This is a genomic window from Symplocastrum torsivum, from assembly GCF_059505465.1.
Window position 1 is genome coordinate 208169 of record NZ_JCACKQ010000112.1, and the last position, 20344, is coordinate 228512.

At 43.9% G+C, this 20344-nt stretch carries 24 protein-coding genes; 16 read left to right on the forward strand and 8 right to left on the reverse strand.

Annotated elements, in window-relative coordinates:
- The first annotated feature begins 5 nt into the window (after positions 1 to 5).
- The 6 genes from AC5JL3_RS26100 to AC5JL3_RS26125 are packed head-to-tail and all read left to right on the forward strand — an operon-like array spanning position 6 to position 5876.
- Entirely contained in the window at positions 6 to 887 is an 882-nt protein-coding gene (locus tag AC5JL3_RS26100; protein ID WP_496077244.1) for a methyltransferase domain-containing protein, read from the forward strand.
- Positions 888 to 905: 18 nt separating this feature from the next.
- The gene (locus tag AC5JL3_RS26105) at positions 906 to 2069 is read left to right on the forward strand and encodes a glycosyltransferase (protein ID WP_496077245.1); all 1164 of its coding nucleotides are present in this window, start codon (positions 906 to 908) and stop codon (positions 2067 to 2069) included.
- 17 nt (positions 2070 to 2086) lie between these two features.
- Complete coding sequence (locus tag AC5JL3_RS26110; RefSeq protein ID WP_496077246.1) at positions 2087 to 2749, forward strand: sugar transferase; 663 nt, start codon at positions 2087 to 2089, stop codon at positions 2747 to 2749.
- The gene (locus AC5JL3_RS26115; RefSeq protein WP_496077247.1) at positions 2730 to 3812 is read left to right on the forward strand and encodes a GNAT family N-acetyltransferase; all 1083 of its coding nucleotides are present in this window, start codon (positions 2730 to 2732) and stop codon (positions 3810 to 3812) included. Before AC5JL3_RS26110 ends, AC5JL3_RS26115 begins: the two co-directional genes overlap by 20 nt.
- Before the next feature lie 11 nt (positions 3813 to 3823).
- On the forward strand, positions 3824 to 4633 hold the full coding sequence (locus tag AC5JL3_RS26120) for a class I SAM-dependent methyltransferase (RefSeq protein ID WP_496077248.1): 810 nt from the start codon (positions 3824 to 3826) through the stop codon (positions 4631 to 4633).
- Between the two features lie 52 nt (positions 4634 to 4685).
- Positions 4686 to 5876 carry a DegT/DnrJ/EryC1/StrS family aminotransferase gene (locus tag AC5JL3_RS26125; RefSeq protein ID WP_496077249.1) on the forward strand — a complete coding sequence of 397 codons (1191 nt, stop codon included), beginning with the start codon at positions 4686 to 4688 and terminating at the stop codon, positions 5874 to 5876.
- Here AC5JL3_RS26125 and AC5JL3_RS26130 read toward each other — a convergent pair.
- Positions 5840 to 6655: an ABC transporter permease gene (locus tag AC5JL3_RS26130; protein WP_496077301.1), complete on the reverse strand. Its 816-nt coding sequence runs from the start codon at positions 6653 to 6655 to the stop codon at positions 5840 to 5842. The two genes, AC5JL3_RS26125 and AC5JL3_RS26130, sit on opposite strands and share 37 nt — an antisense overlap.
- Before the next feature lie 293 nt (positions 6656 to 6948).
- Between AC5JL3_RS26130 and petP the strand changes: the two genes are divergently transcribed.
- The 3 genes from petP (at position 6949) to chlG (ending at position 9298) form a co-directional block, all read left to right on the forward strand.
- Positions 6949 to 7146, forward strand: coding sequence for a cytochrome b6f subunit PetP (gene petP / locus AC5JL3_RS26135; protein WP_192219325.1), 198 nt, complete (start codon positions 6949 to 6951; stop codon positions 7144 to 7146).
- Positions 7147 to 7148: 2 nt separating this feature from the next.
- Positions 7149 to 8246: a Get3/ArsA fold putative tail anchor-mediating ATPase NosAFP gene (locus AC5JL3_RS26140; protein ID WP_496077250.1), complete on the forward strand. Its 1098-nt coding sequence runs from the start codon at positions 7149 to 7151 to the stop codon at positions 8244 to 8246.
- A gap of 80 nt (positions 8247 to 8326) precedes the next feature.
- Entirely contained in the window at positions 8327 to 9298 is a 972-nt protein-coding gene (gene chlG / locus AC5JL3_RS26145; protein ID WP_496077251.1) for a chlorophyll synthase ChlG, read from the forward strand.
- 240 nt (positions 9299 to 9538) lie between these two features.
- Here the strand turns inward: chlG and AC5JL3_RS26150 are convergent, their stop codons facing one another.
- A complete protein-coding gene (locus AC5JL3_RS26150) occupies positions 9539 to 10600 on the reverse strand; it encodes an L-histidine N(alpha)-methyltransferase (protein WP_496077252.1) in 1062 nt (353 codons plus the stop codon).
- A gap of 62 nt (positions 10601 to 10662) precedes the next feature.
- Here AC5JL3_RS26150 and AC5JL3_RS26155 point away from each other — a divergent pair, with 62 nt between their 5' ends.
- Positions 10663 to 10791 (forward strand): hypothetical protein, encoded by a 129-nt coding sequence (locus tag AC5JL3_RS26155; RefSeq protein ID WP_496077253.1) that lies wholly within the window; start codon positions 10663 to 10665, stop codon positions 10789 to 10791.
- Positions 10792 to 11013: 222 nt separating this feature from the next.
- On the opposite strand, the gene infC is transcribed toward AC5JL3_RS26155, so the two are convergent.
- Positions 11014 to 11502, reverse strand: a complete 489-nt coding sequence (infC, locus tag AC5JL3_RS26160; RefSeq protein WP_192219352.1) for a translation initiation factor IF-3 — start codon at positions 11500 to 11502, stop codon at positions 11014 to 11016.
- 525 nt (positions 11503 to 12027) lie between these two features.
- Here infC and AC5JL3_RS26165 point away from each other — a divergent pair.
- The 3 genes from AC5JL3_RS26165 (at position 12028) to AC5JL3_RS26175 (ending at position 14588) form a co-directional block, all read left to right on the forward strand.
- Positions 12028 to 12630: a hypothetical protein gene (locus AC5JL3_RS26165; RefSeq protein WP_496077254.1), complete on the forward strand. Its 603-nt coding sequence runs from the start codon at positions 12028 to 12030 to the stop codon at positions 12628 to 12630.
- A gap of 128 nt (positions 12631 to 12758) precedes the next feature.
- Complete coding sequence (locus tag AC5JL3_RS26170) at positions 12759 to 13763, forward strand: DUF1350 family protein (RefSeq protein WP_496077255.1); 1005 nt, start codon at positions 12759 to 12761, stop codon at positions 13761 to 13763.
- A gap of 69 nt (positions 13764 to 13832) precedes the next feature.
- On the forward strand, positions 13833 to 14588 hold the full coding sequence (locus tag AC5JL3_RS26175) for an SDR family NAD(P)-dependent oxidoreductase (protein ID WP_496077256.1): 756 nt from the start codon (positions 13833 to 13835) through the stop codon (positions 14586 to 14588).
- A 101-nt stretch (positions 14589 to 14689) separates the two neighbouring features.
- Here AC5JL3_RS26175 and AC5JL3_RS26180 read toward each other — a convergent pair whose 3' ends face one another.
- From AC5JL3_RS26180 to AC5JL3_RS26195, 4 genes are read right to left on the reverse strand one after another with little or no spacing between them, the layout of a single operon-like run.
- Positions 14690 to 15094: a phage holin family protein gene (locus AC5JL3_RS26180; RefSeq protein ID WP_496077257.1), complete on the reverse strand. Its 405-nt coding sequence runs from the start codon at positions 15092 to 15094 to the stop codon at positions 14690 to 14692.
- A 46-nt stretch (positions 15095 to 15140) separates the two neighbouring features.
- Positions 15141 to 15356, reverse strand: a complete 216-nt coding sequence (locus tag AC5JL3_RS26185; protein ID WP_496077258.1) for a YqaE/Pmp3 family membrane protein — start codon at positions 15354 to 15356, stop codon at positions 15141 to 15143.
- A 37-nt stretch (positions 15357 to 15393) separates the two neighbouring features.
- The gene (locus AC5JL3_RS26190; protein ID WP_496077259.1) at positions 15394 to 15996 is read right to left on the reverse strand and encodes a hypothetical protein; all 603 of its coding nucleotides are present in this window, start codon (positions 15994 to 15996) and stop codon (positions 15394 to 15396) included.
- A gap of 46 nt (positions 15997 to 16042) precedes the next feature.
- Positions 16043 to 16306: a YkvA family protein gene (locus AC5JL3_RS26195; protein WP_496077260.1), complete on the reverse strand. Its 264-nt coding sequence runs from the start codon at positions 16304 to 16306 to the stop codon at positions 16043 to 16045.
- Between the two features lie 207 nt (positions 16307 to 16513).
- Between AC5JL3_RS26195 and AC5JL3_RS26200 the strand changes: the two genes are divergently transcribed.
- Entirely contained in the window at positions 16514 to 17716 is a 1203-nt protein-coding gene (locus AC5JL3_RS26200; protein WP_496077261.1) for an MFS transporter, read from the forward strand.
- 333 nt (positions 17717 to 18049) lie between these two features.
- Here the strand turns inward: AC5JL3_RS26200 and AC5JL3_RS26205 are convergent, their stop codons facing one another.
- Positions 18050 to 18190 (reverse strand): hypothetical protein, encoded by a 141-nt coding sequence (locus AC5JL3_RS26205; RefSeq protein ID WP_496077262.1) that lies wholly within the window; start codon positions 18188 to 18190, stop codon positions 18050 to 18052.
- Positions 18191 to 18220: 30 nt separating this feature from the next.
- Here AC5JL3_RS26205 and AC5JL3_RS26210 point away from each other — a divergent pair, with 30 nt between their 5' ends.
- Together AC5JL3_RS26210 and AC5JL3_RS26215 are read left to right on the forward strand one after the other, a co-directional pair.
- Positions 18221 to 18628: a Pepco domain-containing protein gene (locus tag AC5JL3_RS26210; RefSeq protein WP_496077263.1), complete on the forward strand. Its 408-nt coding sequence runs from the start codon at positions 18221 to 18223 to the stop codon at positions 18626 to 18628.
- A 1-nt stretch (position 18629) separates the two neighbouring features.
- Positions 18630 to 20225: a GUN4 domain-containing protein gene (locus AC5JL3_RS26215; RefSeq protein ID WP_496077264.1), complete on the forward strand. Its 1596-nt coding sequence runs from the start codon at positions 18630 to 18632 to the stop codon at positions 20223 to 20225.
- Positions 20226 to 20344 lie beyond the last annotated feature (119 nt).

Consider the following 20344-nt stretch of genomic DNA (forward strand, 5'->3'; position numbering starts at 1 on the left):
TAGTTGTGACGATAAAGCCCTTAGCTATTGGTATAAAAAGGTATATTCCATGGTGGGGCAAAATCGCGACTAAGCTGTTGTTATCTCAATTACCAAACCGGGAAAAGTTTTTGAATGACATCAGCATATTTTCCAGCGAACCAACGATGGAGGAACCAATCTACGCATACAATACATTTAAAGAGCATTTAAATAGAGCTAAACCTGAAAAAGGATTTGTTAGCTTAGAACTTGGACCCGGAACCTCTCTTTTCTCTGGTATGATTAGCTGGGCTTTGGGCGGTTCTGCCTCTTATCTGGTTGATGTTGGAGATTTTGCTCTGAAAGATATCCAGCTTTATCAAGCTATGGAAGATTTTTTAAAGCAAAAAGGCTTGCCTACTCCTGATTTGCAAAACGCTGAATCTTTAAAATCCATTCTGGAATCGTGTTCTGCTCATTATTTAGTTTCTGGATTATCATCCTTGCAAGCCATTCCGGATGAGTCTGTAGATTTCATCTGGTCACAAGCTGTTTTAGAGCATATTAGAAAAGCAGATTTTTTTGACATTATGCGAGAACTGCGAAGGATTATTCGCAATCAAGGAGTCTGTACCCATTATGTTGATTTTAAAGATCATTTAGATTGTGCCTTAAACAATCTTAGATTTTCTGAATCCATTTGGGAGTCAGATTTTATGGCAAGAGCAGGCTTTTATACGAACCGAATTCGGTATTCGCAGATGTTAGATCTGTTTGAGAAAGCAGGCTTTGAGGTTGAGGTGTTAGAGGTGCAACGTTGGGATAGACTACCAACCCCACGAGAAAATCTATCTAAAGAATTTAGAAATCTTTCTGATGAAGAACTATGTATATGTGATTTATTTGTGCTTTTAAAGCCAGCTTGATTTGACTATATAAAACACATGAAGCGTCTTTTATTTATCACTACTATCCCAAGCACTCTTTATTTCCTTGCCCCGATTGCCCGTCACTTCCGAGCCAAAGGTTGGAGAGTGGATGCTATGGCTAAGGGAATCTCCACCAGTACTGAGACTTGCTTAGATGCCTTTGAGCGGCGTTGGGATGTAGAATGGTCGCGCAATCCCCTAGATTTACGGAACTTTCTGAGTGCTCCGCAACAAGTGCTTCAGGTGTGTACCGAGCAAGAGTACGACCTTGTTCATGTGTCTACGCCAGTGGCTGCCTTTATTAGCCGTTATGCTCTCAAGGATTGGAGAAAAAAGGGAAAGCAGAAGGTAATCTACACAGCCCATGGTTTTCACTTTTACTCTGGGGGGGCACTCCTAAAAAATGCAATATTCTTGGGTCTAGAGTGGCTTGCTGGGCATTGGACTGATTACTTAGTAGTGATCAATCATGAGGATGAACAAGCTGCAAAGCGTTACAGTATCGTTCGACCTGAGCAAGTTCGCTATATGCCTGGAATAGGAGTGGATGCCCAGTACTACAATCCTAGTGCTGTTTCTGAGATGGAAGTAGAGAAGCTACGTCAGGATTTAGGGCTAACTCCGGAGATTCCCTTGTTTCTCTCATTATCTGAGTTTATTCCTCGCAAGCGGAATGAGGATATTTTAAGAGCATTTGCTCGACTGGCTCACTCTGAAGCGCACTTGGCTTTTGCTGGAGAAGGACCACTGCTAGAGGAGATGCAGCACTTAGCATCCAAGTTAGGAATTCAGCATCAGGTACATTTTCTAGGGTTCCGTCAGGATGTTCCGGTCTTGATACGCGCCTCAGTTGCAACACTCCTGTCTTCTAGCCAAGAGGGACTTCCCAGGAGTGTCATGGAATCAATGTCACTGGAGATTCCGGTGATTGGTACGGAGATTCGTGGAACTCGTGACTTACTTGAAGGTGGCTACGGCATTTTAGTCAAAGTTGGGGATGTGGAGGGATTAACTCAGGCAATGGCTTGGGTATTGGATCATCCGAAAGAGGCGCAAGCAACGGGAAGGCGTGGGCGGGAACGCATCACACATTATGAACTTCAACTGATCCTAAAGCTGCACGAAACACTATATGCTGAAGCACTAGATGCAGAAGATCGTGTGGTTTCTTATGCTTGATTCAAAGGGAATCATTAATGAGTACAAAATTTAGCGCAGGAAATCATTTCACTAAATTCAGCAGATTGGTGAAGTCTGTGTTGGACAGACTTGTAGCTGCGATCGCGCTTTTGGTTGTGTCTCCCCTGCTACTGTTGTTGGCGATCGCTATCTATATTCGTATGGGTAGCCCAATTGTATTCACTCAACCCCGACCCGGCAAAGACGGTCGTATCTTTACCTTCTACAAGTTCCGCACCATGACTGATCAGCGTGATGTAACGGGTAATCTTCTCCCCGATGAGCAACGTCTTACAACCCTTGGTCAATTCTTGCGCCAAACTAGTTTGGATGAATTCCCTCAATTGTGGAACGTTCTTAAGGGCGACATGAGCTTCGTTGGTCCCCGCCCACTCCTAGTAGCCTACCTAGATCGATACACTCCTGAACAAGCGCGTCGTCATGAGGTCAAACCAGGGATTACAGGTTGGGCGCAAGTCAACGGTCGCAATACCGTCAATTGGGAAGAACGGTTCAAGCTTGATGTCTGGTACGTTGATCATGCTACCCTATGGCTTGACTTTAAAATTCTGCTTCTAACAGTATGGAAAGTACTGAAACGAGAAGGAATCAGTCAACAAGGTCATGCCACGATGGAAGAATTTAAAGGGTACTACTTGGATGAATTTTCAAGTCATTGATTTGTCAAATCCGTTATGGTTGCAAATCTTGAAAACGTTACGTCATGATATTTACCATTTACCTGAATATTTATCTTTAGAAGCGAAAAGAACTCAAACCATTCCAGAAGCAATTTTAATTTATGATGATGACAAACTCTTGTTTGTACCTTATTTACTGCGTCAATGTAATGAGCTATTTGACCAAGACCTACTAGAGCAAGAAGTCTTCGATATTGTTTCACCTTATGGTTATCCAGGATTTTTGTGGAGTGAAGCAGCCGAGAACGCCCCAAACTTTATCAGCTTGGCAATCAATGAGCTAATAGAGGTATTTCGTAGTAAGCAGATCTGTTCAGCTTTCTTTCGACTTCATACTCTCCTTAACAGGAGCCTTAATGAACATTGGCATTCTTTGGCTTTGCGAGAAACTGGAGAAACTGTATTCATAGATTTGAGGCTTTCTGAAGCTGAAATTTGGCAGGAAACTAGACCAGAACATCGCAACAAAATTAATCGCTGCAAGCGAGCTGGCTTTACAGCCCGAATGGTACAAGTTGAACAATATATTAGTGAGTTTATAATTATTTATGAAGAAACAATGGAGCGTGTAGGAGCGGCACAATCCTATTATTTTAATAAAGATTACTATTTAGAGCTTACAGATGCCTTAGGTGAACAACTTCATTTGTGTATTGTTGAATTGAATAATCAAGTTGCTTGTGCTGGTTTATTTACTGAATGCTGTGGGATAGTTCAATATCATTTGGGTGGTACAAGGAACCATTTTTTGAAACAAGCTCCTAGCAAGCTAATGTTTGATTATGTGCGATTCTGGGCTAAGGATCGTGGAAATGAAGTTTTTCATCTCGGCGGTGGTGTTGGCAGTGCAAAGGATAGCCTCTACCACTTCAAGGCAGGCTTCTCCAAACAAAGAGATAATTTTATGACATTACGCTTAATTACAGATGAGATAAAGTATCGTGAGTTAGTTGAGTTACGAGCAAAGTCTCTGAATACTGACGCAACTATACTACTGGCAACCAGTTTTTTTCCAGCATACCGATCTTCTTTAACTTCATAGCTACTAGACCTTTGGTAAAGTTAATATCAATTTTTAGAGGAGCTGAAAAAAGCATGATTTCAATAAAGAACAATAAAGAAGTTTACAGTACTGTAGAATTTGATACTTACGCTAATCGAGAAAACTTAAATGTTTCAGAAAAATATTTAATAGGAAAGTTTTTAAATAAAAATGAAAAGACATTAGAAGCAGGAACAGGAGGGGGAAGAATTTTATTAGAGATGAGAGGGTTGGGTTTTACCTCTCTTTATGGTTTTGATTATGTACCAGAATTAATTGAACGAGCGAAACAGAAAGACAGGAGTCAAAGTATTTGTTTTGAGGTTCAGGATGCAACCAACTTAAATTACCAAAGCTGTTACTTTGACCAAATACTTTATTTAGACCAAATCATCAGCTCTATAGAAGATGAGGGAAATCGGCTTCAAACTTTCAAAGAGGCTTACCGCATCTTAAAAACAGGAGGGACTGCTTTATTTTCGTTCCTGAGCTTTGAAGCCAGATCCAGTAGTCTGTTCTATGTCCCTTATCTGGTATATCTAAGCCTTATTAGAAAGTTACGTGGTTCAAATCGCTCACTACAATATCTTCCATGGCTTAAGCATGGAGGAAAAATTAACTGGTCTGCACTGATTGATGCTGAACCTTATGTATATTGGTATAAAACTAAAGAAGTAGATCAAATTTTAAAAGAAATTGGTTTTGAAGTAGTTGCTATTGGTTCTAAAACACAGATGGAACAAGAAAAAATGCATTCATCTGTTGAGACATTAGTTAATGAACCAATTACAGGAATGCTTACTTTTGTGTGTAAAAAGTGAGTTTGATGGCTCAGAGTCCAGTAAAAATCAATTTAAGTAGTAGCTCTGAAAATTGACGAAACCAATCCTCCTTTCAACTCCCCATCTAGGCGATCGCGAACTAGAATTCGTAAAAGAAGCCTTTGATACCAACTGGATTGCACCAGTTGGACCTCATGTAGATGCCTTTGAGCAAGAATTCTGTGAAGTGGTAGGTGCTAGGTATGCGGCAGCCGTTAGTTCAGGAACCGCTGCTTTACACCTCGCTCTACAACTGGTCGATGTTGGTTCAGGAGATGAAGTCTTTTGCTCTACTCTCACCTTTGTTGCCACAGCTAACCCAATTATCTACTTGGGAGCAAAACCCGTTTTTGTTGATAGCGATCGCACATCCTGGAATATGAATCCTGACCTGTTGCGGGAAGCATTGGATCGCCGTGCTCAAGTCGGTAAACTACCCAAAGCCATTGTTCTCGTGCATCTCTACGGTCAAAGTGCCGATATTGCTCCAATTGTAGAAGAGTGCGATCGCTACTCTGTTCCTTTGATTGAAGATGCCGCTGAATCCTTAGGCGCAACTTACAAAGGACGTTCGCCTGGAACCTTTGGCAAAGTTGGTATCTACTCCTTCAACGGTAATAAAATTATCACAACGTCTGGTGGTGGTATGTTGGTTTCAGACGATCCGAATTTGGTAGAAAAAACCCGTTTCCTGGCAACTCAAGCACGTGACCCTGCCCCTCACTACCAACACTCTCAAATCGGTTACAACTACCGCCTCAGCAACGTTTTAGCAGGGATTGGTCGTGGTCAGTTGTGTGTTTTAGAGGATAGGGTAGCCGCCCGACGACATAACTTTGAAATATACCAACAGGCTCTCTCGAACCTACCCGGAATCACATTCATGCCCGAAGCCTCCTTTGGTCGTGCAACTCGTTGGCTCACCTGTCTCACGATTGACCCAGCCACCTTTGGTGCAGATCGAGAACAAGTCCGCCTAGCTCTTGCGAATAAGCAAATAGAAGCTCGTCCTGTTTGGAAACCCTTGCACCTGCAACCTGTCTTCGCTGAGTGTGAGAGTATTGGAGGTGCAATCGCCCAAGATTTATTTGAGCATGGTCTTTGCTTGCCCTCTGGTTCTAATTTAACAAGTGAAGACCTTGAACGAGTTATCCAATCGATTACTGAGATTCACTATAGCTCTGTAAAAAGCCAAGTCATTAAGGGCTATAGCACATCAGCAAAAGCTGAGCGCAAACGCTGATAGCAGCAGACACCTAACCCAAATACGAGTAGAGAAATTGCAGAAGCGACTCCCCATTCTGCCCAATGTTCGATTTCTCCAACTAAAATCAGATCGCGATAAACTTCTGTGATCGCAGCAATCGGATTCAACCAAAACACCCACTCTCTAAACTCTTCTGGAATAATGGCGGCTGGATAGACAATTGGTGTTAGATAAAACAAAAGATTCAAAACAACTCCTAGCGTTTGGGGAATATCCCGTAAAAACACTGTAAATCCAGCCGCTAAATATCCCAACCCAACCGTCAACAACAACTGCGGTATCCAAACCAACGGTAGTAAGGCTAAGGTAGTGTGCAATGTTTGAGACGACACAGCCACTAACACAATCAACGCCATCAAGCCGAAGGAACTCTCAATGAACGCCGATAAAATTGGCACCAGTGGTAACAAGGCTAGCGGAAATACCACCTTCTTTACCAAATTTGGCTGAGTTAGCACTGAACTCGCTGCTTGATTTAGCCCTCCCGTAAAGGCGATCCAAGGAAGTAAGCCTGCAAACAACCACAAACCAAATGTGGCATCATTCTCAGGCAAACCCTTCAGGCTTAACCTCACATCCAGCACAATTGAGAACACATAGGTGTAAATCAGCAACTGTGATAGCTGATTCAACAACGGCCAGAAGTTGCCTAGAACAGAACCCTTGTACCGTGCCTCTAAGTCCCGCCGCACTAGTGCCCGTAACAAATCAAACTTTGCCCACCACTGTTCACTCAGTGGTAGCCAGCGCCTCACTCGGTAAACCTTACGGAGAAATAGCTTTATATCTTTAAGTAGCACGCGCTTCCTCGCTCACAATCACCACACAAACCACCTTTCCCCCTATTGAAGCTGGGTCAAACACGAGAGTTCCCTTCGTATTGCTGCCCTGCTAAAGAAAGAGACAAACCACTCCTACTAAGTTAAAGAGTCTACAAGAAATTCGCAGCAATACAAGACATTCTTTAGTTATGCCTAACAACTGAAATCGCCTATGGAGTCCCGGATTCCGCTACACTGTGGAATGATTCATTGTATTGGAAACATTAATGGAGATCGGGCAAAAAGTAAAAGTCTACCGCCTCAGAGACCGCGTGTCTCCCGTTGTTGTAAGTAAACTGGGGAAAGTCGGTATCATTAAAGGTTACAAAATGACCGATGGCAGTGGCGTTGGCGTTATTGTTCAATTTGACGATAACTCAAGCACCTGGTTCTTTGAAGACGAACTGAAACCCGCAGAAAACTAACAATGGCCCTGATACTTACCTTCTTGGGCAAAGGCGGCATCGGTCGCACAACTGTTGCGATCGCTGCCGCTAAACAGCTATCCAGCCTCGGTCAACGAGTGCTTCTGGTAGGACAAGACCCCGGTCCTGCCTTTGAAATTTTGCTAGGGGCATCAACGAGTCCCGACCCAACTGAAATTGGCGCAAACCTCCAAGTTGTCCAGCTACAAAGCACGGTACTACTAGAACGTAACTGGGAAGAGGTCAAAAAACTAGAGGCGCAATATTTGCGATCGCCTGTTTTAACAAGTGTCCACAGTCAAGAACTGGGCATCTTACCAGGCATGGACAATGCTTTGGCACTGAACGCGATTCGCGAGTATGAAAATAGCGGCAAGTACGACGCAATCATCTACGACGGTAGTGGCGACCAAGCTACCCTACGGATGCTGGGATTACCAGAGATTTTAAGCTGGTACATCCGCCGCTTCCGTAAAGTCGTAGAAGACTCCGACGTTTGGAAATCCGTATCACCCTTTATTCAACCGATCACCAGTACTGTCTTAACTGTCTCATGGACAGGAGATAGCTTCGCCCAGGCACCCACTAACCAGGCGAACAATCTACTAGAGCAAGGTAAAGCGGCACTCACTGACCCAAACCGCGTGGCGGCATACTTAGTCACCACCGATGACCCAGTTGCGATCGCTACTGCCAAATATCTCTGGGGTAGCGCTCAACAAGTAGGCTTAACCGTAGGCGGTACCCTTCTCAACCGTGCTTCGACCAGCGATGCTGTAGCAGCAGAATTTGAGCCTCTGCCACTAACCACCATTCCCTCTCGCACTGACGATGACTGGCAACCCCTGATGGATGCCTTGCCAGATTTCAAGCAAGCCACCCAAGCACCCCGACCAATCACCATCGACATTCCCGCCCGTCAGGTACGCTTGTTCCTGCCTGGTTTTGACAAAAAGCAGGTAAAACTCACCCAATCGGGTCCTGAAATCACGATTGAAGCAGGTGACCAACGGCGTAATATCCTGCTGCCCCCCCAACTGAGTGGTCAACCAGTAAAGGGTGCTAAATTCCAAAATAGTTATCTAACGATATCGCTCTAGTTGGTTATTGGTTATTAGTTGTTGGTTGTTGGTGATTGACAACTAATAACAAACAACAAACAACACACAACAAACAACAAATGACTAACGACAACTCAGCCGAACGTAGCGCCAAAACCCGGCAACTACTGGGTATGAAAGGTGCTGCCCCTGGTGAAACCTCGATTTGGAAAATTCGCCTCCAGCTAATGAAGCCGATTACCTGGATTCCCTTGATTTGGGGAGTTGTCTGCGGTGCGGCTTCTTCTGGTGGGTATAGCTGGACGCTGGAGGACATCCTCAAAGCAGCAACCTGTATGTTGCTTTCTGGCCCCCTGATGGTGGGTTATACCCAAACTCTGAATGATTTCTACGATCGCGAAATTGACGCAATCAATGAACCCTATCGCCCCATCCCTTCTGGTGCTATTTCTGTACGCCAGGTCGTTACACAGATTCTGGTGCTACTGATTGCGGGAATCGGTCTTTCCTACATTCTGGATCGGTGGGTAGGTCATGAGTTTCCCACGATTACTTGTCTTGCCTTAGGTGGTGCCTTCTTGGCTTATATCTACTCAGCCCCACCCCTGAAACTGAAGAAGAATGGTTGGCTAGGTAACTATGCTCTAGGGGCAAGCTACATCGCCCTCCCTTGGTGGACAGGTCACGCGCTGTTTGGCGACCTAAACTGGACGATTGTGATTTTGACCCTGTTCTATAGTTTGGCTGGGTTAGGAATTGCTGTTGTTAACGACTTCAAGAGTGTAGAAGGCGATCGCCAATTGGGGTTACAGTCACTACCTGTGATGTTCGGTATTGGTGCAGCAGCTTGGATTTGCGTGCTGATGATTGATGTCTTTCAAGTGGGTATTGCTGGTTACTTGATTGGTATCCATCAAAACCTCTATGCCGCGATTTTGATGCTGTTAATCATTCCCCAAATCACGTTCCAGGATATGTACTTCTTGCGTGACCCTTTGAAGAATGATGTGAAGTATCAAGCCAGTGCCCAACCCTTTTTGGTACTAGGGATGCTAGTTGCGGGTTTAGCAATTGGTCATGCTGGAATCTGACCTTGCGTTAGTGAGTGTGTAGCACACCAATCTCGTAGCAAATAGGAATTATACAGCAATTTTCATACTGGTGAGGTACAGTCAATTTTTCTCTCTTCTCCTATAGAGAATGGGAGAGTAGGATAGATGTACCTCATTAGCCTAGAAAACGCTGTAGCTGTGCGATCGCTTTTGATAATCTCTTTGGAGATAAGCGATCGCTTCTTTTATAGGGACTCTTACAATTCATTGAAGATTACTCTAATTACTGGCAACCTGACAAATCGCCATAAAATGTGATGAGTATTTGTTAGTACTGTAATGGACGAGTTGTAGTCCAGCTTGTTCTAGTTCTTGCCGAAGTTCAGGTAGCTCATGCTTATGATGTCTCCAAATAGTAATCTCTTCCCCGTCAGCAATTTCAATAGTTTTATCTATTCCTCTAAAACTGAAATTCACTGTGTAATCATGAATGATTCTCATATTAGCAACCATACTATCTCTTTTTAAATCATACTTTCTCACAAGTTCACAATCTTCAGGTCTAATTCCAATATTGTTTTTAAGCCACGTATATATTTGTTCTGCATGATAATTGAAACCACCTCTCACTCTTCCATCCCATTGAGCGTTAGAACCAGTTTCGTTAGTCAAGACCAATAAATCATGCTTACCCATGCTATTTTTAAAGTTTTTTAGTACTTCGAGTCTATTTTGATGATTGCCAATTGTTACACCTAAATGTAATATTGTTTTTGCGATATCGTCAGTTTCAATGTCAGCCTGATCTTTTGAAGAAGTTTTAGGAAGATAACTAGTTTCTATATCAATGCTGTAACTTTCAAACTCGATTAGTGGAAACCAATTTCTAAAATTTTTCCTAGATAAAGCAAGTAATTCTTCACTAATATCTAAGGCAATATATTTATTGACTTTGCCCAATTTATTAAGTTTCTGGATAAATGCTTTAACAGGATAGGAATTTCCTGCTCCTACATCCACAATATTAACTTTTTTACAATTTTGTAGATTGCCATTGAGGTATTCAAAATTATCCCTTAAAAGGTCAATTTCCACATTTGATGTCCGATACCATCGAGGAATAATATATTTTAGATAAAAATTATCCCAAATTTTTGCTCCTCTGCCTTTGTAAGAATACTTTAAAGGAATTTCACGTCTAACTTCTATTGCCTGAATTATTCCTAAAACTTCTTCTTCAGAAAAACTAGAATAGAATTCAGAACTTGGTGTTGATGTTCGACGGATAGGAGATGGGACTGACGAGGGGAGTGGGGAATTGCGATTGAAATTTTTAGCCATGTTTTGTTCTTCCTATAGCGCTGAAGTACTCAGTACTGGATTGCCGTGCCAAAACAAATAGGATGAATGCTGTAACAAAAGCACCCACAACAATGATCAAAATAGCAGCATCAAAACTACCAGTTGTCACAACGATGGTGCCAGGGATAAGCGAACCTCCGACACCGCCAAACAATATTGTTCTTACTTAAATTTCTCTCTACCCTGCAAACCACTGCAACTGCCTAATAGGACTTAGACAAAAACTTGTGAAACCCTTTGGGAGCTTGGGTTCTGGGATAGACTCACAAAGCGATCACGACTGTCGAGCCTAACTCTCAACAATCTAGATAGGCGATCGCGTACCTTTAGAACACTATCCTTCTTCAAGCTCTTCATCCAGGAATCTCCCAAGAGATTCCTGGAAAGTTAGTCTAAACAGGCATTAGCTGAACAATCAGGGAGCGCCTATCAAGCGTCTGGACTTTACTAACTTGGCTTAAGTCATTTGCAATGCGGTCTAGCAGTTCTGCTGCCTGTTCGCGATATTGATTTTCCCGACCACGTAAACGAATGAGAAACTTAACTGAATCGCCTTTACTCAACCACTGAATAGCGTTATTGATGCGTAGCTGATAATCAGACACACCAATGTTTGGACGAAGCCTAACTTCCTTGACTGTTGGTCTAGCACTCTGATTCTGACGTTTTTTCTGTTGGTACTGAAGCTTGCCATAGTTCAGAATCTTAGCGACAGGAGCGTCTTCACCCTGAGAGACCACTACTAGGTCAAGTCCTGCACTCTCGGCTATTTGTAGAGCTTCATAAGTGTCAGTCAAACCACGCTTGGTATTTTCATGGTCAATCAAAAAGACTTGGGTCGCCTTGATTTGACGGTTGATCAGTTGTTTCTGGGCTACGATAGGAGTCTCCTCTTAATTTTAAATAGGTTGCCACTTGACATTGCAAGTATTATCAAGGTAACACAGAGCTTACTAACTTTGCTGCCTCCGGCTGCACCAATAGCTCAAAAACAAGCTTCCAGATGCGGTTGTTGCCTGTTTTATGGTCATAGCTCTCGCATAGTCTGTAGAGAATGAACGATAGGCACACTCGCGCTTGCTAAGTTTACTGCCCATAAGTGCATTGCACTAAACACCAGAGTTAGGATGCGATCGCAAAGCTACGGAAAAAGCTGAAGATGCTGGGTAGCAGAGCAATTCGTGATAGCTGAAGTATCTCACTAATAACGATTACAACCATCCTAATTCTCGTAGGTTTTGCAGATCTCGCTCAAAGTTTCGCCATCTCAACAGCCTACCTATGGCAATCGTAACCCTGTCCTCGCTCTAAACAAGTCATCAAAAGGGTACCCGATGGGGTACTACTCATTCCAATGACTAACAACTTATGTTTGAGCTGTAAGTTGCTCAAAACAGAAAAGTTCAATGCTTGTTTCTACTTTTGAAGTTCTCCTGAAACCACAATTTCCAAGTAACCCACCAGGTTTCAAAAATATTAGCCGTACAGTGATTCAAGGTTATTTCCTTACCATCGCTAATGTGAACTTCTTTCCTGTGACCGTCTCTCTTGTCTTCACGATCAAGTTTCCATCAGATCCTACTGACCTAACAGAGCGCCCCACATCGTTCAAAGACTTCATTAATGCTGTCGATATTTCAGGACAAAATCTTTTTTCGGGTTCTTTTTCTCAAGCAACGCTAGTTCCAGAAATAGTTCCACAAAACAATAAAGCGCGGCTTACGTTCACTCTTCCTGAGAATGGCACTGGTTTGCTCATACTGCAACCTGATTTCATTAAGCAACCTGAACTGCTGACAGAGGCAAACTTCGAGGCTCGTGGGTATGTAGAGATCTTCTTGTCCTCACTTTCAGGCTCAGACACGGCTACGCTGCTCGTAACCCCTGAGCAGCGCGGCACATTCTTCAAAGACCTAAAGGGTAAGACTTTGGCTGATATTGGACTCGATCAAATCGTCTATCCACTCCCAGTTAGCAACGGAGGGGTCTTCAAGATCTCCAATTCGTAATACTGTTTCACTGACTGATTTAACCCATAAGCAGGGGTGGATTCAGCCCACCCCTCTAGTGATGCTCCTATAGGGTTGTATCTAAGTTTGTACTCTCTAAAAACATCTTTCGTAATGTAAGGACTGCTATGCGTGAAATTTTTAAGTTTAGTCCGGTTTCCTTTAGCTGGGTGGCGATTCATCCCGAACCTAAAGGTGTCATACAATTCATCGGTGGTGCTTTTTTTGGTACTTTTCCAACCGTTTTCTACAGATATTTCTTACAGAAGTTGTTTGAAGAAGGTTACACAATCATCGCGCTACCCTTCAGGTTTAGCTTTCGTCATTGGTCAATTGCCATTGATTTACTGAAGGAACAGGAGGTTCTGCGCCAAGAACTCTCAGAAATCGCAAGTAGATTAGGCTATCGACAGGATGTGTACCAAGACAAGGCTAACTACTTTTGGCTAGGACACAGCTTAGGCTGCAAGTACATCGCTTTACTAGAATTCCTAAGCGGCGAACACTGGAAACAGATTACGGGGTCTTGTGTTGAACGACATGCCTACCAGCAGATTGAGACTACTATTAGCAATGCTGGTTTGGATAGTGCCTCAATTCTGGCTCAGCCATCTTTATTGATTGCGCCTGATATTAGCAATACAGAGAGTGCGATTCCTCTCCGCGCGATCGCACGTTTCCTCGACCGAGTTGGACTAGGTGTATTGCCAACTAGAGAGCAAACCCAGTGTTTTATTGAACGCAGTCAATTATTCAACCTGACAGCCATGATTTCCTTAGATAAGGATACGTTAGCTGGTAGCGAGAACGACCAATTCAAAGACAAGCAGATCCGCGAAAACAGTGATGTGCTTTGGCTAATTGAGCAATTAAAGACTAGAAAATTTCCGATTTTGCACAAAGAGCTACCAGGTAAGCACTTAGAGCCATTAGGCGTGAGAGTAGGTAACTACATTGTGGATCTAAATCCATTTGACAAGTTTATCAAATCGCTCAGATGCAGAGTGCTTGAAGGCTATGCCACTCAATTTTTGGCTCAGCTAAGGCTTCGTCAGAGCAAAATTGAGGATGATTCGGAACCGATAAAAACTGTTACCACGAATCTCGGAAATCCTGAATTATCTAAATTGTAGTCATTAATTACCAATTCCCAATCCCCAGTCCCCACATCTCAGGTGATATACTCAAAGCGCCTTGTACCAATGGCAGCTATGGTTAACAGCAATCTAACAACTGCACTTATCGTTGGGGCGAGTCAGGGAATTGGCTTGGAGTTTGTTCGTCAATTTCTAGAAAGCGATCGCGTTGCTCGTGTCTACGCCACCTATCGAAATCCGCAATCAGAATTGTTGACAATTGCCGATTCTCGTCTGTGCTGCCTACCTTTGGACATTACAGAAGAAGCACAGATTGCGACTGTCGTAAAAGAAATCCAAACGGAGACGGAGGCACTCCATTATGTGATCAATTGCGTGGGTGTATTGCATGAGGGAGCGATGCAACCGGAAAAGAGTTTGCGGCAACTCAATGCAGAACAGCTATTGCACTATTTCCAAGTGAATAGTCTTGGTGCTGTGCTGTTGGCGAAGCACGTACAGCCCTTGTTGAAGCATAGCGATCGCGCTATTCTGGCGACGATTTCCGCCAAAATTGGCAGCATCGGCGATAACTACTTAGGTGGGTGGTATGGCTATCGCGCATCGAAGGCGGCACTGAATATGTTCATGCGGACAACCGCAATTGAATATAAGCGAACCTGTCCACGGGCAATTGTTGTTACCTTGCATCCCGGTACAACGGATACGCAGTTATCTCGTCCATTTCAGCGCAATGTTCTCCCAGAGAAACTATTCACCGTTGAGCGTACTGTCGGGCAACTGTTGAAAGTTCTCGATCAACTACAAGAAAAGGATAGTGGTGAATTTTTTTCGTGGGATGGCAGTCGGTTACCTTGGTAGGAAATAACTACAGCCTATCAACGCAAAAGTGATCGCTTCTCATAATTTAAGTAGCGATCGCTTGTTTCAGTTTTATAGGCGTTGTTAGCTTGTAGTAGATACTACCGTTCTCCAACTTCAAGCACTGCCTCGGAATTGCTTCCGAGAAGAGATTGACCAATACCTCGTTGAGTAAAGTATTTGTTCAGGAACGTGCTAGCCAAAGACAGGGCGACGGGTGCCAGAACAATCGCAAGTAACCCATGAACCGTAAAGCCAGGAACTAGCAGAGAAGCTAGCCAGAAACATACACCGTTTACCAGTAGTGAGAATGAACCCAACGTCAAGAGGTTAATCGGTAGTGATAGAACCGACAAGACTGGTTTAATAAAACTATTCACCAGTCCAATGGAGATTGCTGCCAGTAGAGCGGCAGGAAACGTGGCAATAGTTACTCCTGGAACTGCAAGGTCAACAACTAATAGACCTAATGCACTAATCAACGTTGTTAGAAAGAATCCCAACATCTTGGTTCTCCGTTTTGTAAACAATAAAATTCAGCCAATCCAACTTTCAGGACAAGGCAGTAGGAGGATTTTCAACAGTGCCTTGTTGTTGGCTAATTTTTTCTTCGTGTTTGGCGATCGCCCAGACAGCATGAATGCTACCGGGAACCCAACCGAGAACCGTCAGCAAGATATTAATCACCAAGGTTGCGCTAAATCCATAGGTTAGGAAAATAGCAACAGGTGGAAGAAGAATGGAAAGAGCAAAGCGAACAAGTTTCATCACGAGTAATCCTTTAATTTCAATAATTTCACGCCTATTAAAGCTTAGCTGCGGCAGTTTGGAGAAGTTGCTTTAGCTGTTGTTGAACGTGTTGTTCTTTTTGAGCGAACGTTGCACCTGCTTCACCCAGCTTGTTCTCAACCTCGGCTTGCCGCTGTTGTAGAACATTGGGTTCGATTGTTTTAGCTTGTGCTGTTGTAGTGTTGTACCAAGCTGCTGTGTTCTCCAAGCGTTGCTTCACAGCCAAATAGCGATCGCCATAACGTTCAGTCAAATTTGTATCAAGATTAACGGCTTGATTCTTCAATTTGGCGTACTGATGCGGCAAGCCTATCAATTCTTTGTACAAACGTGACAATAAGCGAATGCTAAGTGCTTTGAAAGCCACCACAGCTATAGATTTGGCACTAGATGAGGGGGCTTTATCAGTAGTTTCCTCACTAGCGTTCCTCGTTTCCAAAATTTTGGAGAAAGTTCCTTTGACAGTTGCTCCAATCTCCCCAGAGCCTTCTTTTACTTCTGCAATAGTCTGAGAAAAAGCATCTCGAACAATTTCCTGAATTCGTTCTGCCCGCATTTTCCCTTCGGATTTTGCTTTCTGAAGATCGGTTGTGATTTGATCTTTCGTAGATTCAGACATCTTTAGTTCCTCGCAACGTTATAAATTTGAACAAGACATTTATGGGTCAGCTAGCTGAAACAGTATCGACACTAGTACTCTTTGCTCTACGGTCTTTACGTTGCTCTAAGATAATTTGAGAAACTTCACTAACCAGCAGAGTTGCAATAAAACCATCATCAATCCAGCCCACAAACGGAACAATATCCGTGACAATATCGAAGGGACTAACCAGATAGATTAAGCTGCCTAGAATTACCAACCAACGATACTTGGGATTTTGTAGAATCAAGCGATATGCATTGTAGAACGGTTGCCGTAAAAATTTCATTAATTGCCCTCCGACCACTAGATTCATCCTCGCAAATTCTTTAGTAATTAACGGGTGTTGTTAACCCGCAATTTTGTGGTAGAAATTCTACAAAAGGTAGAAGTAATGCGGCTTTTGGTACGGCTACCCCTACCATTTTTCTATCTCGTTATTGCAGCCGTACAAAACCTGTCTGATAAATTCCAAAGCAGTAATTGAGGATTGGCAATGCAACAACGTCCACGTTTAGCACTTATCTGTCTTGCCTACATCGGTTTTATCAGTCTTGGTTTGCCTGATGGTCTCCTCGGTGTTGCTTGGCCCTCTATCCGCACCTCTTTTTCGCTCTCTCTGGATGCCCTTGGTTCGCTCTTGGTTGCATCTACTGCTGGGTATACGCTGTCTAGCTTCAATAGCGGTCGTATTCTGGCGCGTATCAGTGTTGGCGTACTGTTGAGTCTTAGTGCTGGGGCAACGGCTATCAGCTTACTTGGCTATGCGATCGCTCCATCTTGGTGGGTGCTGATTGGTTTCGGGTTTCTCTCCGGGCTTGGTGCAGGCGCAATTGACTCTGGATTGAATACCTATGTTGCAACGCATTTCAGTCCACGAATTCTCAACTGGTTGCACGCCAGCTACGGTATCGGCACAACGACTGGCCCTCTAATCATGACTAGCGTTCTTGATGCCAATCGTCCATGGCAATGGGGCTACTTGATTGTCGCAACTGTGCAACTGCTGCTTACGGGTTGTTTCGCGGTGACACGAGATTGGTGGAGGGTACCTCATACAGCCTCAAGCCAATCCCCATCGGCAGATGCTGCCCATACAAGCACAACGAGTACACTCTGCATCCCAGTGGTCTGGATTAGGATTTGTGTATTTTTCATGTATGCGGGAGTGGAAGTTTCAGTTGGGCAGTGGACTTATAGCTTGTTTACTCAGACACGCTCAATTTCGACAACAATAGCTGGACAGTGGGTAAGTCTTTATTGGGGCAGCTTCACGGTTGGACGTGTGTTCTTTGGGGCAATTGCCAATCGAGCACCTATCAATCTTTTATTACGCTTATGCATGACCAGCGCAGTCATAGGGGCAACTTTGATTTGGCTCAATATTGCTAACTTTCTAACCATGTTTGGGTTAATGCTCATTGGATTTTCACTAGCACCGATTTTTCCCTCACTGATTGCAACGACACCTGAAAGTGTCGGACGAAATCATGTTAGCAATACTATAGGATTTCAAGTTGCAGCAGCGACAGTGGGTGTAGCAGTGTTACCAAGCCTTGCAGGAGTTCTATCACGTTATTTTGGGCTTGAAATTGTCAGTATAGCCATCTGTGTTGAAACATTGTTCTTATTTGTACTTTTCGAGATATTGGTTAGGCAACGGAAGATTCAGGTGACGGAAGAAACTATCAATTCCTGAATGTAGCGGTTCTCAAATGAGTTGAGTACAATCTGACCTAACCCCCAACCCCCTTCCCTACAAGGGAAGGGGGCTAATTTCAAAGCCTCTCTCCTACAAGGAGAGAGGTTAAAACTGTACCGCGCACAACTGAGAACCGCTATATAAGAGTACCAACTACCTTGAATAAGTCCCATTTGGCATCTGGTGCAAACGTCATCAGCACATCCAAATCGCTGTCTGGGCGAAAGTCATCCCGCAAAATTCAGCCAAATAAGGCAATTTCAGTTATCTTCCAGCGATCGCAGAACGCAGCAATTTCATCTTTGGGTAGCTTATTTACAAAGCTGTTGCTCATCCACTGTTCCCCAAGGCAGTATCTACTTCTATCATGCGATGTTCCAAGCAAAAGGGGTGCGATCGCTCTTTTACCGTAAATTCTGCAACTCGCTTATTGCTCTCTAACCCTAATCCACTGCTGACATCTGTAATCATGTGGTAAAGCCTTTAGATTTTTGAGTCTTTATGCTGGACGAAGAAACTATCCGGATTGTGACTGATGATACTCCTCAAATTGTTGCTCCTGACGGCTCAAAAGTTGGGATGGATATAGGAGTTCACTCTTGGGGTGAGGAAGTGCAACGGGACGCTTCCAATAGGAAGGTTGTTGTGAAGGAGGATGGTGGACTTGCTGTTCATGAAGTTAGAGTTAAAAAACTAGAGGAAGAAATGGCTCACTTGCTGCAAGTAGTTGAGCGGTTGTTTGACCGGACTGAGCAGCAGGCTAATAGAAAACCGAAGATGCAGTTGGATGAAATTGAGCTATCGGTAGAAATTAATGGTGAGGGAGAAGTGAGCATTCTCGGAACCGGAGGAAAAGCGGGAGGCAAAGGAGCAATTAAGCTCAAGTTCAAACGAGCAGAACAAGTGTGAGATGGCGAAGAATTGGGCGATCGCGATCGGCATTAATCAATACGAATTTCTGCAACCCCTGAAGTATGCCAAGCGGGATGCTCAATTGATGCAGGAGTTTCTTCGCACGGACGCAGGATTTGAGAAGATTTTCTTCTTCTCGGATGACTCACCTGATGTTGGTTGTAAATCAACTCGCCCTTACCGCGCTAATTTGCTGCGAGTGTTGCGGGAGTTATTTAAAAACCCCTTCATGGAGGCAGGAGATAACTTTTGGTTTTTCTTCAGTGGTCACGGGATGCGCCATGCTAACCGAGATTATCTTATGCCTTCTGATGGCGATCCAGGAGACATCGAAAATACTGCAATTTCAATTAATCAAGTTACTGAACGTCTACGTCGCTGTGGCGCTGATAACGTTGTCTTAATTTTGGATGCTTGTCGCAGTCTTGGTACTCGTGCTGGTGAAGGAATTGGACGGCAAACGGCTGAAGAAGCACGAACTACTGGAGTTATCAGCATCTTTTCCTGTAGTCCTCAGGAATATTCTTATGAAATCGAGGCATTACAACAAGGTGCCTTTACCCATGCGCTCTTGGAAGGGTTAGGCATTCGGGGTCAATACGCTACGGTTGAGCGGTTAAACCAGTACCTAGCCTTTCGAGTACCTGAACTCGTTCGACAACATAAGAAGGCTCGGCAAACACCATACACTATTGCTGAGCCTGTCACTAAGTCGCACCTAATTCTTGTCCCGCGATACGCAACACTAGCCGATATTGCTTCCTTGAAAAATGATGCTTATCAAGCTGAAGTTGAAGAGGATTTGGAACTGGCAGAGCAGTTATGGATTCGGGTACTGGCTGCGGCTTCTGGCAACGATCTACAAGCGGTGAGGGCATTACAGAGAATTGAACGGTTGCGATTAAAACGTTCAGAGCCTCCCTCTCCACCCTCTAGTCTGACTGAGCCGAATTTCCATAAGAGAGTACCCTATTACCTACCCTCTTTTGATCAACACATTCCTCGAATATCGCCTATTCGTGTTGAGCTTCCAACTTCAATTGAGCCTACTTGTCATCCGTTTAATGTCAGGTCAGGAAGTTTGACTGATGACCTCAGTTCTGAGCGAGGAGTAGATTACACTCGGCTGCGCGACTTGCTAGCAGCAGGGAAGTGGAAAGAAGCGGATGAAGAAACTTTCGCTGTAATGCTTAAGGCAGCAGGACGCGAAACAGAGGTTTGGCTGAATATTGAGTCTATTGAAAGCTTTCCTTGTATAGACCTCTGCACGATTGACAGTCTTTGGGTAAAATACAGCGATGGGCGCTTCGGGTTTAGTGTACAGAAGCGCATTTGGGAAAGTGTTGGGGGAACACCTGATGCTGACTATGAAACTGGGTGTCGCTTTGGTGAGTATGTCGGATGGTGTGTGAAATGCTCTCCTACCGCATTTGGCTCTTGGACATTCTATGATTACGATGACCTTATCTTCAGCCTAGATGCTCCCAACGGGCATCTCCCCTCCGGAGACATCGTCTATGGACTATGGCGGGTGCGACCTTTTTTGGGTGACAACGTGGTTTATTGGTCTCTTCTCTCACGTAGAGACTTGTGAAGTGTACCATCTGAATGTTTTCGGCTTTTGTAAAGATTGGCTATCGAGAGAAGTTCTATTGCGAATCTTAAGTTCGCAAGAAAAGTTTAAACTATAAACCAGCAATAAGATGGACGATC